The organism is Corynebacterium sp. P3-F1 (assembly GCF_030503635.1).
Lineage (GTDB): Bacteria > Actinomycetota > Actinomycetes > Mycobacteriales > Mycobacteriaceae > Corynebacterium.
On the sequence record NZ_CP129965.1, the window covers coordinates 328,878 to 344,076 of the forward strand.

Consider the following 15,199-nt stretch of genomic DNA (forward strand, 5'->3'; position numbering starts at 1 on the left):
CCAAGAAAGAAACACCGACTGCGCATAAAAAACCGGGCACCCAACTGAAGTGCCCGGAAAACAAAGACGGGGTTGAGCCGCCGCGAGAAGGCTACTGGCCTTCCTCGTGCTCCAGCAGACCGTGCTCGATCTCACGGAGGGCAATGGACAGCGGCTTCTCACCCGGCTGCGGAGTGACCAGGGGGCCGATGAACTCGAACACGCCCTCGTCCTGCTCCTGGTAGTAGCTATTGATCTGGCGGGCACGCTTGGCCGCGAAGATCACCAGGGCATACTTGGAGGACACCTTGGTCAGCAGCTCATCAATAGGCGGGGCCGTGATGCCTTCGGGTGCGTCGTACACCTGCTCATTGACATCGGCGGTCTCTGCCGAATTAGCCAGATCGTTGGTCACGTTGCTCACTCACACCTACTCGTTGTTTGGACGCTGGACGCACAAGAGAATATCACTGATCCCCTGCACAGCCTCATCCAGATCGTTGTTGACAATGACATCATCGAACTCGTCCTGAGCGGCGAGCTCAGCGCGCGCCGTTTGCAATCGACGTGCAATCACATCCTCGGTCTCCGTCGCGCGGCCGGTCAGCCGCTGCACGAGAACCTCCCACGACGGCGGGGCAAGGAAGACCGTGACCGCCTCCGGCATGATCTCCTTGATGTTTCGGGCACCTGCAAGGTCGACCTCGACCAGCACCGGGCGGCCCGCATCGAGGGCCTCCCTCACCGGGGCAGCGGGAGTGCCGGAGCGTTGAAGACCACCGTGAATGTCAGCCCACTCGAGCATCTCGCCCGCATCAATCCGGTTCTGGAAGTCATCGCGGCTGACAAAGAAATAGTCTTTGCCGTCCACTTCACCCGGACGCGGATCGCGTGTGGTCATGGAGACGGAGAAGTACAGGTCCTCGACTTCCTTGCGGAGTCGCTGCACCACCGTGGACTTTCCAACGGCGGAAGGGCCAGCCAAAACAACCAGCCGGCCCTTCCCTTTCGTGTTTGACACCGATTATTCCCCGAAACCGAAGCGCTCGAGCAGAGCACGACGCTGACGGTCGCCGAGACCGCGGAGACGACGGGTCTGAGCGATCTCGAGCTCCTCCATGATCTCGCGGGCCTTGACTTTGCCCACCTTCGGCATCGCCTCGAGCAGAGCGGAGACCTTGGTCTTGCCGATGATCTCGTCGGACTCTGCCTTCTCCAGCACTTCCTTGAGGTTCGTGTCGCCGCGTTTCAGGGACGCCTTGAGCTCAGCACGCTGCTTGCGTGCTTCCGCAGCCTTAGCGAGAGCTTCCTGACGCTGTTCCGGGGTCAATTCGGGAAGGGCCACTGGGTTCCTCCAATGTGTTAGGGGTTAAATTCTGATCCAGCTTATGAACCGATTCGACACTGTCGCAAAAGAATTACACACTTGCAACTCGTCGACGTGGGACAACTGTACCACCGAGCGGTTCCAGACACGATGATCGTCGACGTATTTTGCCACGTCATCGCATCGACGCCTATAACCTACCAGCAGTTTTCGGGTTCGCGATATTTAGGGTGAGATTAGCCGTGAAGCACCAGCAATTTCGCAGCTTCACGCAGGCCAGAGACAGCGGGGCCCGTGGACAGCACGGAACGCGACACATTAGGGAAAACGAGGTGCGCGTTCGCCCCGGCGATGCGCGCAACATCAGCCATCGTCGCTCCCTGCGCACCGACTCCCGGCATGAGCACCGGAGCATTGAGATCGTCGAGCGCCGGAGGATGAGCCAGCGTCGCACCGACTACGACACCCACGTGCCCTACGAGGGCAGGTTCCGTCCCGCTATCCGCACGCTTATCGACGTTGTACTCCGCACATTCGTCCACCATCTGCTGCGCCACGGTGACACCGCTACGGTCGAGGACCTGCGACTGGAAATCTTCAGCTTCCGGGTTGGAGTTGGCGGACATAACGAAGACTCCGCGGTTCTCCCGGCCGGCCAGCTCAATGGCTGGGGCAAGTGAACCGACACCGAGATACGGAGTCAATGTCACGGCGTCGCAACACAGCGGAGAGTTCGAGTCGAGCCAGGCCAAGGCATAGCCCTCCATTGTCGAACCGATGTCACCGCGCTTAGCGTCGGCAACCACGAGCGAATCGCTCTCCCGCAATGCGGCGATCGTTTCCTCCAGCACGGCGAATCCGGCCGATCCGAAGCGTTCGTAGAACGCCACCTGAGGCTTGATCAGCGCCACGTGGCCTGCGAAAGCTTCGACGCAGCGCAGCGAGAATTCCCGCAGCCCGTCGATGTCGGCGTTCAACCCCCATGCGCTGAGCAGCGATTCGTGTGGGTCGATGCCGACGCAGAGCCGGCCGTACTTCTCCCCTGCCTCAACGAGGCGGTTGCCGAAGTTCCGCGGGTGCGTGTGCTCCGCCATCTACTTCGCCGCCTGCGCGTTGTGCTCGATCTCCTGCAAGCTGGTCACGGTGATCTCATTCGCGCGCAGCGATTCGATCCCCTGGACCGCTGCGGTGACACCCTGCACGGTGGTCATGATCGGAACGCTCGACACCACCGCCGCTGCGCGGATGTCATAGCCGTCGTGGCGCGCACCCGCGGACCCCGCCGGGGTGTTCAGCACCAAATCGACCTCGCCTTCCAAGATGCGGTCCACGATCGATTTGCCTTCCGCGCCCTCGCGGACCGCCGACGCCTTGAGCACCACCTCACACTCGATGCCGTTGCGGCGCAGCATCTGGGCGGTGCCTTTGGTCGCCAGCACCTTGAAGCCCATGGTGGAAAGGCGCTGGATCGGGAAGATCAGCGTGCGCTTGTCGCGGTTGGCCAAGGAGACGAACACGGTGCCCTCAGTGGGCAGCTCGCCGAACGCGGCGGCCTCCGCCTTCGCGAACGCGACGCCGAACGACGGCGCCAGGCCCATAACCTCGCCTGTGGACTTCATCTCAGGGCCGAGAATGGTGTCCAGCAGAGCTCCGTCCGGGCGACGGAAACGGGTGAACGGGAGCACCGCTTCCTTAACAGCGATCGGGTGCTCCAACGGCAGGGACCCGCCGTCGTAATTCGACGGAATGAGCCCTTCCTCGCGCAGTTCCTGGATGGTCAAACCGAGCATGATGCGCGCCGCAGCCTTGGCCAGGTGCACGCCAGTGGCCTTAGACACGAACGGAACCGTGCGGGAGGCGCGCGGGTTAGCCTCGATGACGTAGAGGATGTCGTCCTTCAGAGCGAACTGCACGTTCATCAAACCCTTCACACCGATCCCGTGCGCGAGCGCCTCCGCGGAGCGGCGGACCTTGTCAATGTCGTCCGGACCTAGCGTCATCGGCGGCAGAGCGCAGGCGGAGTCGCCGGAGTGGATACCAGCTTCCTCGATGTGCTCCATCACGCCGCCGAGGTACACGTCGTTTCCGTCGCAAAGAACGTCGACGTCGATCTCGATGGCATTGTCCAAGAAGCGGTCCACGAGCACCGGGTGATCCGGCGAGAGCTCCGTGGCGCGCTCGATGTAGTCGCGCAGGTTGTCCTCGTCATAGACGATTTCCATGCCGCGTCCACCCAGAACGTAGGAAGGGCGCACGAGAACCGGGTAACCGATGCGGTCGGCGACTTCGCGGGCGCCTTCAAAAGACGTCGCGGTGCCATAGGCCGGCGCCGGCAGCTCGGCGGCATCGAGCACCTTGCCGAATTCGCCGCGGTCCTCGGCCATGTCGATGGCTTCGGGGGTAGTGCCCACGACGGGCACGCCTGCGTCGGCAAGCTTCTGCGCGAGACCGAGCGGGGTCTGTCCACCGAGCTGGACAATCACGCCTGCGACGGTGCCGCTCGCGGATTCCGCGCGGTAGATCTCCATGACGTCCTCGAACGTCAGAGGCTCAAAGTAGAGGCGGTCAGCGGTATCGTAGTCGGTGGACACCGTCTCCGGGTTGCAGTTGACCATGACGGTCTCGTAACCGACGCGTGAGAGTTCGAGAGCCGCGTGCACGCACGAGTAGTCGAACTCGATGCCCTGGCCAATGCGGTTCGGGCCGGAACCGAGAATGATGACCTTCTCGCGGCCCGACTCCTCCACCTCAGATTCGGCGTTCGGGTCGTACTCGTACGCGGAGTAGTGGTACGGCGTCTGCGCCTCGAACTCGCCCGCGCAGGTGTCCACGGTCTTGTACACGGGGTGAATGCGAAGCGACCAGCGCAGGGAGCGCACTCCGTCTTCACCGGCGAGCTCCGGGCGCAGCGCAGCGATCTGGGAGTCGGACAACCCGTACACCTTGGCCTCGCGGAGCAGTTCGGCGTCGAGCACGGGGGCGTCGATAAGCTGCTGGCGAAAGTCGATGAGTGCCTTGAGCTCGGCAAGGAACCAGGGGTCGATGCCGCTTGCTTCGTAGACCTGCTCGATGGTGGCGCCGAGGCGCAAAGCCAGCTCGACGTCGTACATGCGCTTGTCCGTCGGACGGGTCAGATCGTCGAGCACGGCTGCGACATTGTTTTCGCGGCCGTCCGCGAAATAGTGGTCGGGCTTGGTCCAGAAACCATTCGGCTTATCCTCCATCGACCGCATGACCTTGTTCAGGCCCTGGATGTAGTTGCGGCCAATGCCCATGGCCTCGCCCACTGCCTTCATGGAGGTGCCCAGGGTCTCGTCGGCACCCGGGAATTTCTCGAACGCGAAGCGCGGCATCTTCACAATCACGTAATCGAGCGTCGGCTCGAAGGCAGCCGGGGTGACTCCCGTGATGTCGTTGGTGATCTCATCGAGGGTGTAGCCGATGGCCAGCTTCGACGCGATCTTGGCGATGGGGAAGCCGGTGGCCTTGGACGCGAGGGCCGACGAGCGGGACACGCGCGGATTCATCTCGATAGTGATGATGCGGCCGTCGACGGGGTTCACCGCGAACTGGATATTGCAGCCGCCGGTGTCCACGCCAACCTCTCGGATGATCGCGATGCCCTGGTCGCGCATCGTCTGGAACTCGCGGTCCGTCAGCGTCAGCGCCGGCGCGACCGTGACGGAGTCACCCGTGTGGACGCCAAGCGCGTCGACGTTCTCGATCGAGGCGATGACCACGACATTGTCGTCGCCGTCGCGCATAAGCTCGAGCTCGAACTCCTTCCAACCGAGAATCGATTCCTCGATAAGAACGTTCGCTTCCGGGCTCGCCTCCAAACCGTCGCCCGCGATGCGCTCGAGATCCTCCATGGTGAACGCTAGGCCAGAGCCCAGACCGCCCATGGTGAAGGACGGGCGCACAACGACGGGTAGGCCGAGCTCGGCGACCGTGTCTTTGACCTCGTCCATGTTGTAGCAAACGCGGGAGCGTGCGGACTCACCGCCGATCTTGGCCACGATGTCCTTGAACTTCTGGCGGTCCTCGCCGCGCTCGATGGCATCGATATTGGCCCCGATGAGCTCGACACCGTGCTTGGACAGGATGCCCTGGCGGTCCAGCTGGATCGCGGCGTTAAGCGCGGTCTGGCCGCCGAGGGTGGCCAGAATTGCGTCGACCGGAGTTCCCTGCTCGGCCTCGCGCTCCAAGATCTTGTCGATGTATTCCGGCTGGATTGGTTCGACGTATGTGTGGTCGGCGAACTCCGGATCGGTCATGATCGTCGCCGGATTCGAGTTAATCAGCGTGACGCGCAGGCCCTCTTCTTTGAGCACGCGGCACGCCTGGGTGCCGGAGTAGTCGAACTCGCATGCCTGGCCGATCACGATCGGGCCGGAGCCGATGACCAGGACGTGGTTGATGTCGTCGCGTTTCATTGTTTCCCTTCCTGGTTACTTCGAATCGGTGGAATTCTCTGCGGACTTGTGGTCATCCATCAAGGCCACAAACTGGTCGAAGAGTGGGTTAGCGTCGTGCGGTCCGGCGGCGGATTCCGGGTGGTACTGCACCGAGTAGGCCTTGCCGGACTCCAGGGCCACACCCTCAACGACACCGTCGTTGAGGCAGGTGTGGGTGACCACTGCGGGGCCGAAATCGGTGGCGAAGGTCTCACCGGGTCCGATGTCCTCGCCCGACTCGTTCTGCGGTGCCTTCAACGCGAAGCCGTGGTTCTGCGAGGTGATGTCGATTTTTCTGGTCAGGTGGTTCTTCACCGGGACGTTCACGCCGCGGTGACCGAACTTCAACTTGTACGTTTCCAGTCCTAGGGCACGGCCGAGAATCTGGTTGCCGAAGCAGATGCCGAACAGCGGCACACCGTTCTCAATGACCTCCCGGGTGACGGCAACCATATCGTCGGCGGTGGCTGGGTCGCCCGGCCCGTTGGAGATGAACACGCCGTCCGGATTGTGCTGCTGAATCTCAGCGAACGGGGTGCCGGCGGGAACGACAATTGTCTCGATACCGCGCTGCGAGAAGTGGCTGGGGGTGGCCGTCTTTATGCCCATGTCGAAAGCGACGACGGTGTAGCGCTTGTCCCCCTCCGCCGGGATCACGTACGGCTCGTCCGTGGACACCTCTGCGGACAGGTCCGCACCCGACATCGCGGGCTGATCCTTGACGCGGGAGACGAGCTGGTCGATGTCACTCTTGGCGTCGTCCCCGGTGAAAATGCCGGCGGAGATCGAACCGTAGTTGCGCAGGTGCCGCACCAGCGTGCGCGTGTCCACCCCGGAAATGCCCAGGATGCCTTGCTTGCTCATTTCTTCTTCGAGGCTGCGCTCGGCGCGCCAGTTGGAGACCCGCTTGGACAGGTCGCGGATGACCAGGCCTGCAACCCAGATGTTGTTGTCGTGGGACTCGTTGTCCTCGTCGTTCCAGCCGGTGTTGCCGATCTGCGGTGCCGTGGTCACCACGATCTGGCGATGGTAGGACGGATCCGTCATCGTCTCCTGGTAGCCGGTCATGGCGGTGGTGAAGACGGCTTCGCCAAAGGCCGGTTCGCCCGTTACCGCGCCGAATGCGGTGCCGGGGAATGTCGTGCCGTCGGCCAGAACCAGCACGGCGGGAATGCGGTCAGTGCTCATGTGTGTTTCCTTTGTCTTTCGCTTGATTCACGCTTGGTATGCCCCGCGCTGATGGCCAGTGAGGGGCCGTGTGCTGGTCAGTGGTTGCCGTTGTCGTGTGCGTCGAAAGTCTGCTCACCCCGCAGCCAGGTGCCCACGACGCGGCAGGAGAAATCTGTGCCTTCGTAGGGAGTGTTCTTCGACTTGGACGCCATCTCGTCGCCCCGGGCCGTCCAAGCTGCGTCAGGGTCGACGAGTGTGAGGTTGGCGGGCTCCCCCACCTGGATCGGCCGGCCGTGGTCCGCCAGACGGAGGATCTCGGCTGGCCGCTCGCTCATGACCTTGGCCACGAAGCGCCAGTCAGCAAGGCCCGATTCGACGAAGACCTCTGCGACGATGGCCAGCGAAGTCTCGAGGCCGATCATGCCGGGCTTGGCGTTTTCAAATTCCACGCACTTGTCTTCGGAGCCGTGCGGGGCGTGATCGGTGGCAACGACGTCAATCGTGCCGTCCAGCAGCGCGTCGCGCAGCGCGACGGTGTCGCGGTTCTCCCGCAAAGGCGGATTGACGCGGTAGACACCGTCGTAGGTCTCCAGCTGTTCGTCGGTGAGCAGCAGGTGGTGCGGCGTGACCTCAGCAGTGACGTCCACACCCTGATCTTTCGCCCAGCGCAGGAGGGACACCGAGCCCTCGGTGGAAGCGTGGCAGAGATGGTAGCGCCCTCCGTAGTCGCGGGTCATGATCAGGTCGCGGGCCACGATGGATTCCTCGGCGACACGCGGCCAGCCACGCAGGCCCAAACGGGCCGCGTTCTCCCCCTCGTGGGCGCATGCACCGTCGGTCATGCGGTGGTCCTCCGCGTGCTGGGCCAGCACCACGTCGTAGGCCTTCGCGTATTCGATCGCGCGGCGCATCAGCTGCGGGTCGTTCACGCAGCGTCCGTCGTCGGAGAACATCTTCACGTGGCCGCGGGACATCAAGCCGATCTCGGTCAAGGACTCTCCCTTGAGCCCCTTCGTGATAGAACCGACGGGGTAGACATCGCACTTCCCGTAGGCCTGGCCCTTCTCCCACACCGCGTCGGCGAGGAACGGCTGGTCGATCACGGGCTGGGTGTTCGCCATGGTGAACACCGCGGTGAAACCGCCCTTGGCGGCAGCATCGGAACCGGTCGCGATGGTCTCGGTGTCCTCGCGCCCCGGTTCGCGCAGGTGCACGTGCATGTCCACCAGCCCCGGCAGGAGCACGTTCCCGCCGCAGTCCACGACCTCGTCTGCGTCGTCGAACGGGGTGTCGCCCATCGAGTCGATGACGCCGTCGGCGACATTGATCAGAATGTTGGTCTCGTCTTCGCCGTAAGGGCGGACATTATTCAAAGCAAGTGTCGTCACTGCCCTACTCCTTTCCTTCCAGCGCGTCCTCGCCGCTCGCCAGCAAGGTGAACAGGACCGCCATGCGGGTGTACACGCCGTTGGAGACCTGGTCGAGCACCACGGTGTTACCGCGGTCCGCGACATCGAAGTTGATTTCCATCCCGCGCAGCATCGGGCCCGGGTGCATGATGAGGGCCTTATCCCCCAGAGCGTCGGCGCGGTCTCGGGACAGCCCGTACAGGGTGGCGTATTCACGGTGTGACGGGAAAAAACCGCCGTTCATGCGTTCCGCCTGCACGCGTAGCATCATCGCCACGCTCGGAGTGACACCATCGATTCCTCCGGCGATCTCCGCATCGAGATCGTAGGCCACACGGCAGGGCCAGTGCTCCACTCCGGTGGGAAGGAGCGTCGGCGGGGCGACGAGCACCACATCCGCACCAAGAGTGGACAGCAAGTCCACATTGGACCGGGCGACGCGGGAATGGAGAATGTCGCCGACGATGAGGATCTTCTTCGCGGCCACGTCGCCGATGTGCTGGCGCATTGTCACAGCGTCGAGAAGCGCCTGCGTCGGGTGCTGGTGCGAACCGTCGCCCGCGTTGATGATGCTGGCACCCGGCACCCACTCGCGGAGCAAGTTCGGCGCACCGGAGGACGGGTGGCGCATGATGACCGCGTCCGCGCCAACGGCCCGCAGCGTGGACGCGGTGTCTTTGAGGGACTCCCCTTTCTTCACGCTCGAGCTGGACGCGGAGACGTTGATCACGTCGGCGCTCATCCATTTGCCGGCCGTTTCAAAGGACGAGCGGGTGCGGGTGGAGTTCTCGTAGAAGAGCGTGAACACGGTGCGGCCGCGCAGCGTGGGCAGCTTCTTCATCTCGCGCCCTTCGAGCGCTTCGCGGAACCGGTCCGCCTCATCCATCAACCCGATGATGTCGTCGCGGCCAAGATCCGCGATGCTGATCAGGTGCTTCATGCTTCCTCCCCCTCTTTGACCAGAAGAACGGCATCAGCATCATCGAGCGGAGTCAGCGTGACGCGCACGTCTTCGGTCAGAGCCGTCGGAATGTTTTTGCCCACGTAGTCCGCGCGGATCGGCAGCGAGCGGTGGCCGCGGTCCACCAGGACTGCGAGCTGGATCGCTTCCGGTCGGCCGATATCGCTCAGAGAGTCTAGAGCCGCACGGATCGTACGACCGGAAAACAGCACGTCATCGACCAGCACGATAGTTGCGCCATTGATATTGGCTGGAATATCGGTCGGGGACAGCGCGCGGTGCGGGCGGCCGCGGAGATCATCGCGGTAGAGCGTCACGTCGAGGCTACCCACGGGAATGCTCACGCCCGAGAATTCCTCGATCGCCGCCGCGATGCGCTGGGCTAGGGGTACCCCGCCGGACGGAATACCCAACATGATCAGTGGTGGAGCACCATCGGAATCAAGTGCAGTTTTCTCGATGATTTGGTGCGCGATGCGTGCAATCGTGCGCGAGACGTCACTGGCGTCAAGCAACTCAGTGGCACTCATCGAACCTCCTTCCCCGCCTCTCTGTGCGGAATTTAAAGGATGCTTCTTTCAGAGCCTGCCTATGCTCGGCATACGCAAGCAACACTAGCACTTCCGCACACACTTACTTGAGCAAAGCAGGTCGTCTTTTGTCTCTCCACACCACCTACGCCATTCCCACCCCGCTTGACGACGTCTGGCGCTGGCACACCCGCCCCGGTGCGGTGCAGCGGTTGACTCCCCCGTTCCTCCCGATGACCGTTGTTTCGGGCGCTGATTCTCTCCGAAACGGCACCACTGTCTTTTCGCTCCCAGCGGGCCAGAAATGGGTTGCCCGCCACCAGCCTGACGGGTACGTCGAGGGCGAGCGGTTCGTCGACGAGGCGGCTAACACGCCGATCAAGCAGCTGACCAAGTGGCGCCACGAACACCGCTTCGAACCGGACGGCGACAGAACTCGCATCACCGACACTGTTCACACGACTGCCCCGGGAAAGGTTCTCGCCCCGGCTTTCGCATACCGCCAGCACCAGCTCGACGAGGATTTGGCATTCCTAGGCCGGATGCGCCAGCTCGGCGGCGACGAAGCGCCAAAGAAGCTCACCGTTGCCATGACTGGTTCCCGCGGATTGGTGGGCACGGCGCTTACCGCCCAACTCACCACGGCCGGCCATGAGGTGATCCAGCTTGTCCGCGGCGATGCGTCGGACGGCCAGCGCCACTGGAACATGGACGAGCCCGACCCGGAGCTTCTCCGCGGCGTGGACGCCGTCGTGCACCTCGCCGGCGAGTCGATCATGGGGCGGTTCACCGACGAGCACAAAGCGGCGATCTATTCCTCCCGGATCGGCCCCACGCGACGCTTGGCGCAATGCGCGGCTCAAGCAGGCGTGAAAACCTTTGTGGGGGCATCGGCTGTGGGCTTCTACGGCACCGATGCCGGCGGCCGCATCCACACCGAGGCAGACAGCCGCGGCGACGGCTTCCTCGCAGACGTCGTTGACGAATGGGAGCGCGCCACCTCCCCGGCTAAAGAAGGCGGGGTCCGCACCGTGAATATCCGCACCGGTCTCGCCTTCTCCGGAGCGGGTGGTCTCCTGCCGCTGCTAAAGCTGTCGGCTCAGACGGCGATGAGCGCCCGCTTCGGCGACGGGGACTTCTGGATGTCGTGGGTGGCACTCGACGACCTCACGGACATTTATTTCCGCGCGCTTATCGACGACTCCTTGTCCGGCCCCGTCAACGCCACCGCACCGAACCCGGTGACAAACGCCGAACTCTCGTCCACCTTGACCCCGCTTCTTCACCGGCCTGAGCTCATTGGCATCCCGGAATTCGGCCCGAAGCTCCTCCTCGGCGACGAGGGGGCCCACGAACTCGCTCTGGCCGACCAGCGCGTGGAACCAGCGCGCCTGAATGACCTCGGGCATCACTTTCGCTACCCCACCCTCACTGCGGCGCTGAAGCACGAGCTGGGCAAAGAGACCTACCTCAACGACCTCAGCTGAGACGAGCTGAGATAGGTAGCCTGGAGTGCCATGACCACACCGAACGATCATTTCTCCCCCGAAGGGGCATCCCCGGGCAAGGAGCCGAATCCGGATACTGTCCGCGATGTCGCGCTCGCTGACATCGCCGCTGTCCTAGAGGGCGAGGAACTCGAATACCGCCTGGAAGAACCCGTTGTGCGCACCGGATTCGTCAACGCCGCGATGGTCTTCACCTTCGACGAAGGCACGCTCGTTTTCGAGTCCGTGTGGCGCGGCGAATTCGCGCCGGCGGATGTCGCCTCCCTGCTGTACGCCACAAACGAATTCAACCAGACGCACTTCACGCCGACTCTGCGCTTTTTCCAGAGCGAGGAAGACACCCTCGCCATCACAGGCATCCGCACACTCGACGCGAGCAAAGGCTTATCGACGAATCAGCTTGGCGCATTCGTTGTCACCTGCATCCACTCCACAATGCAGGCGTTCGACTTCTTGGCCGAGACGTTCCCGACAGCCGTGACGTGGGAGGAGAACTAATGACGACCCCAGAAACAGCTCACACGGCCCCCGGCGATGCCCCGAGCATTGTCACCATTGACCGGATCGTCGATGCTGCGTCCCAATCCGGCATCGGGCTGGCCGCGGACGGATCCGGCCGCGCCGCCCACGGTTCCCATGAGGAGCTCGAGCTCATGGTGGTGCTGCTCGATTCCGTTTTCATTGTCCGCACGGACTCCGTCACGGACACCGCAGCAGATTCCCCGGATGCGACCTATTACCTGGCAGCCAACGAGGTCAACTCCACTTTGAACGGTGCCCGCGCCATCGTGGGTAACCGGACTGAGAACATCGTCATCCGCATCGAGGCGGAGGAATCCGTCGCAGCCGGCATGACCGACGAACAGCTACGTTCCGCCGTATCGACATCGGTGAATTCCGTCGTCAGCGCCCACGACGCTATGGCCGTCCTGTCCGAACAGATCACTCAGGCCAAGGCGGAAGCCACCGAGGACGACCGCGAAAGCTAGTCGCCGTACAAAGCTGTATCAGAGGTACCCGCGCAGTTCGTGGTTGAGAGCCTCGAGCTCCGCACCGCCCGACATCTCGCGGGTCAGCTCGTCGAGGCTCACCTCATCGCGGGCGGCACTCAGCTCTTGGCGCCCCAGCTTCAGAATGGTGAACCGGTCGCCCACCATGTACGCGTGGTGCGGATTATGGGTGACAAAGACGACAGCGACCCCGCGGTCGCGGGCCGACGCGATGAACTTCAACACCATGCCGGACTGTTTCACGCCGAGCGCCGCAGTCGGCTCGTCGAGCACGACCACTCGGGCCCCGAAGTACACGGCACGGGCGATGGCGACAACCTGGCGCTGACCGCCGGACAGATTGCCGGCTTCCACATCCACGTCGGGGATGTCAATGCCCATGTCCGCGAGCTGCTCCGAGCAGATCCGCTTCATCTCGCCTTGCTTGAGCGTTCCAAAGGCACCAGTCAGCTCCTGGCCGAGGAAGAAATTTCGCCACACGCTCAGCTCGTCCACAATGGCGAGTGTCTGGTACACCGTCGCGATTCCGGCGTCGATGGCCTGGCGGGGGGAAGAGAAGGTGGCGGATGTGCCGTCGATAAGCAGCTCCCCGGACGTTTGCTCGTGCAGGCCCGCGAGGATCTTGATCAGCGTCGACTTGCCCGCGCCGTTATCGCCGAGGACGCACGTGACCTCCCCCTCGTTGATAGCTAGGTCGATTCCGCGCAACGCGTCGAAGCTGCCGTAGGACTTAGTGATGTCCCGCAATTCAATGATGGACACGTGGCCTACCTCCCCTTCGTGATGTTCGCGAACGACGTGTTGGTGAACACGGCGAAGAGCAGCATCGCGCCGAGGAAGAACTTGAACCAGTCCGGATTCCATCCCGCGTAGACGATGCCCTGGTTGGTCATGCCGAAGATCAGCGCTCCGATCATGGTGCCCACGGCGGTGCCCCGTCCGCCGTTCATGGCGCACCCGCCGATGACCGCCGCGATGATGTAGAGGAACTCGTTGCCAACACCTTGGCCCGCCTGAATGGAGTCGAACGCGAACAGCGTGTGCATGCCCACGAACCACGCGGCGAAACTGACCCCCATGAACAGCGCGACCTTGACGCGGCGCACTGGAACGCCCACCGCCCGTGCGGCGTCCTCGTCGCCGCCGACCGCCGTGATCCAGTTGCCGAATTTCGTGCGGAAAAGGATGAATGAGGCAAGGGCCACAAAGACCAGCCACCAGACGACCATGACGCTGACGCGCACGTTCCCGATGTGGAAGCTACCGGCAAAAAAGGCCCGCGCCGACGGGAACCCTTCCATGTCCGCGATCGACGGGGTGGCCACCTGACCGGTGACCAGTTTGGTCACCGCGAGATTGAGGCCCTGCAGCATGAGGAATGCCGCGAGGGTGATGAGGAAGCTGTCAATGCCGGTGCGCGAAACGAGGATGCCGTTGAGAGCGCCGATGCTCAGCGCGATGACCAGCGCCAGACCCGCCCCCACCCACGAGTTGAGGTGGAGGTTGTAGTTGAGCATCGTCGCCGCCAACGCCGCGGTGGTCACGGCCACGCCCGACGACAGGTCGAATTCCCCACCGATCATGAGCAGACCGACTGCGAGGGCCACGATGCCGAGTGTGGAACTGGCGTAGAGGATCGTCGTCATCGCCTCAAACGAGCGGAAGGCGGGAGCGACTGCGTAAAACAACGCGAGAATGACCAGAAAGCCGAGCAAGCTTGCTAGCTCGGGGCGGCGGATGAGCCGCCCGAATCCCGAGCGGCGTCGAAGCCTGTCGTCGGATACAGCCGTGCTCATCGCAACCCCGCCTTCGCGGCCTCGGAAATCTGCTCAACATTGGACTTATCGACGAAACTGGGGCCGGTGAACACCGCTTGCCCGCCTCCGAGCGTTCCGCCGTTGCGTTTGGCCACCCAAAGTGAATCGACGGCGAGATAGCCCTGGAGGTACGGCTGCTGGTCGACGGCCCAGGCGATGCGGCCGTCCGCAATCGCGTCCACGAGCTCAGCATTGGTGTCAAAGGTGACCACCTGAGCCGAAGAACCAGACTGCCCGACAGACTCCGCGGCGCGCATGGCCACCGGGGCTTGCAGGGCGAAGACCGTGTCGAAGCTCGGGTCCTGGCTCAGCTTCGAGGCGAGAGTCGACTGCACTGAGGTCAGGTCTTGGCCGTTGACGTACACCAACTCCACGGTTCCGCCCGCCAACCCCTTCTTCACGCCGTCGCACCGCGCCTCTTGGGAGGAATTGCCCTGCTCATGAATCACGCACAGGACTTTCTGTTTACCGTCGTCCTTGAGACGTTTTCCAGCATTCTCGCCGGCGACAGTCTCGTCCTGGCCAAAGAAACCGCTCATGCCGTAGTCGCGGTAAGAATCCATGCCCGCATTCAGTCCGACGGTGGGAATGCCCGCGTCCACCGCGTTCTGAGCAGCGGGGCCTATGGCCTTCGCATTGGGCATGGTCACCGCGATGCCGTCCACTTTGGAGTCCACCGCGTTGCGAACCAGATTCGCTTGGTTCGGCGCCTGCGGGTCGGATGAATAACGCAGTTCGATGTTGTCTTTCTTGGCGGCGTCTTCGGCTCCCTTACGCACGAGGTCCCAAAAGGTGTCGCCGGGAGCGCCGTGCGTGACCATGGCAACCACATAGCGCGGTGTGTCCACACCACCTGCGGTTGCCTCGGTGCCGGTGTTGCGCGGTGCCCCTCCCGTAGCCGAGCAGCCGACCGCAGTCATGGCCACAACAGCAGTGATAGCCGCCGCCTTTGAGAACTCACCGATTTTAAACACCCATACAGTGTGCCCCCGCCGTCCTCAAAGACCCGCATCCGTCGGCGGCTTTACCGA

Annotated in this window: 15 protein-coding genes; 3 read left to right on the plus strand and 12 right to left on the minus strand. The window is 63.2% G+C overall.

Features of this window, described 5'->3' with window-relative positions:
* Nucleotides 1-91: 91 nt before the first annotated feature.
* The 9 genes from rpoZ to pyrR all read right to left on the minus strand — a co-directional run bounded on the left by rpoZ (nucleotide 92) and on the right by pyrR (nucleotide 9,833).
* The gene (rpoZ, locus tag QYQ98_RS01530) at nucleotides 92-403 is read right to left on the minus strand and encodes a DNA-directed RNA polymerase subunit omega (protein ID WP_204211912.1); all 312 of its coding nucleotides are present in this window, start codon (nucleotides 401-403) and stop codon (nucleotides 92-94) included.
* 6 nt (nucleotides 404-409) lie between these two features.
* Nucleotides 410-1,000, minus strand: a complete 591-nt coding sequence (gmk, locus tag QYQ98_RS01535) for a guanylate kinase (protein ID WP_302007027.1) — start codon at nucleotides 998-1,000, stop codon at nucleotides 410-412.
* 3 nt (nucleotides 1,001-1,003) lie between these two features.
* Nucleotides 1,004-1,324 (minus strand): integration host factor, actinobacterial type, encoded by a 321-nt coding sequence (gene mihF / locus QYQ98_RS01540; RefSeq protein WP_087117996.1) that lies wholly within the window; start codon nucleotides 1,322-1,324, stop codon nucleotides 1,004-1,006.
* Between the two features lie 218 nt (nucleotides 1,325-1,542).
* Entirely contained in the window at nucleotides 1,543-2,400 is an 858-nt protein-coding gene (pyrF, locus tag QYQ98_RS01545; RefSeq protein ID WP_302007028.1) for an orotidine-5'-phosphate decarboxylase, read from the minus strand.
* Entirely contained in the window at nucleotides 2,401-5,742 is a 3,342-nt protein-coding gene (gene carB / locus QYQ98_RS01550) for a carbamoyl-phosphate synthase large subunit (RefSeq protein ID WP_302007029.1), read from the minus strand.
* 15 nt (nucleotides 5,743-5,757) lie between these two features.
* Nucleotides 5,758-6,951: a glutamine-hydrolyzing carbamoyl-phosphate synthase small subunit gene (gene carA / locus QYQ98_RS01555; protein ID WP_302007030.1), complete on the minus strand. Its 1,194-nt coding sequence runs from the start codon at nucleotides 6,949-6,951 to the stop codon at nucleotides 5,758-5,760.
* Between the two features lie 77 nt (nucleotides 6,952-7,028).
* Nucleotides 7,029-8,321: a dihydroorotase gene (locus QYQ98_RS01560; protein ID WP_302007031.1), complete on the minus strand. Its 1,293-nt coding sequence runs from the start codon at nucleotides 8,319-8,321 to the stop codon at nucleotides 7,029-7,031.
* Nucleotides 8,322-8,325: 4 nt separating this feature from the next.
* Nucleotides 8,326-9,282: an aspartate carbamoyltransferase catalytic subunit gene (locus QYQ98_RS01565; RefSeq protein ID WP_302007032.1), complete on the minus strand. Its 957-nt coding sequence runs from the start codon at nucleotides 9,280-9,282 to the stop codon at nucleotides 8,326-8,328.
* A complete protein-coding gene (pyrR, locus tag QYQ98_RS01570) occupies nucleotides 9,279-9,833 on the minus strand; it encodes a bifunctional pyr operon transcriptional regulator/uracil phosphoribosyltransferase PyrR (protein WP_302007033.1) in 555 nt (184 codons plus the stop codon). The genes QYQ98_RS01565 and pyrR overlap by 4 nt, the downstream gene beginning before the upstream one ends.
* Nucleotides 9,834-9,961: 128 nt before the next feature.
* Here pyrR and QYQ98_RS01575 point away from each other — a divergent pair, with 128 nt between their 5' ends.
* Genes QYQ98_RS01575 through QYQ98_RS01585 form a run of 3 tightly spaced genes read left to right on the plus strand, consistent with a single transcriptional unit; the run spans nucleotide 9,962 to nucleotide 12,330 of the window.
* Nucleotides 9,962-11,320: a TIGR01777 family oxidoreductase gene (locus QYQ98_RS01575; RefSeq protein ID WP_302007034.1), complete on the plus strand. Its 1,359-nt coding sequence runs from the start codon at nucleotides 9,962-9,964 to the stop codon at nucleotides 11,318-11,320.
* 30 nt (nucleotides 11,321-11,350) lie between these two features.
* The gene (locus tag QYQ98_RS01580) at nucleotides 11,351-11,839 is read left to right on the plus strand and encodes a YbjN domain-containing protein (protein WP_302007035.1); all 489 of its coding nucleotides are present in this window, start codon (nucleotides 11,351-11,353) and stop codon (nucleotides 11,837-11,839) included.
* Nucleotides 11,839-12,330, plus strand: a complete 492-nt coding sequence (locus QYQ98_RS01585) for a hypothetical protein (protein WP_302007036.1) — start codon at nucleotides 11,839-11,841, stop codon at nucleotides 12,328-12,330. The genes QYQ98_RS01580 and QYQ98_RS01585 overlap by 1 nt, the downstream gene beginning before the upstream one ends.
* An 18-nt stretch (nucleotides 12,331-12,348) precedes the next feature.
* On the opposite strand, the gene QYQ98_RS01590 is transcribed toward QYQ98_RS01585, so the two are convergent.
* From QYQ98_RS01590 to QYQ98_RS01600, 3 genes are read right to left on the minus strand one after another with little or no spacing between them, the layout of a single operon-like run.
* The gene (locus QYQ98_RS01590; protein ID WP_302007037.1) at nucleotides 12,349-13,113 is read right to left on the minus strand and encodes an ATP-binding cassette domain-containing protein; all 765 of its coding nucleotides are present in this window, start codon (nucleotides 13,111-13,113) and stop codon (nucleotides 12,349-12,351) included.
* Nucleotides 13,114-13,118: 5 nt separating this feature from the next.
* Complete coding sequence (locus tag QYQ98_RS01595; RefSeq protein ID WP_302007038.1) at nucleotides 13,119-14,147, minus strand: ABC transporter permease; 1,029 nt, start codon at nucleotides 14,145-14,147, stop codon at nucleotides 13,119-13,121.
* Nucleotides 14,144-15,088, minus strand: a complete 945-nt coding sequence (locus QYQ98_RS01600) for a substrate-binding domain-containing protein (RefSeq protein WP_302007790.1) — start codon at nucleotides 15,086-15,088, stop codon at nucleotides 14,144-14,146. The genes QYQ98_RS01595 and QYQ98_RS01600 overlap by 4 nt, the downstream gene beginning before the upstream one ends.
* Nucleotides 15,089-15,199: the final 111 nt, after the last annotated feature.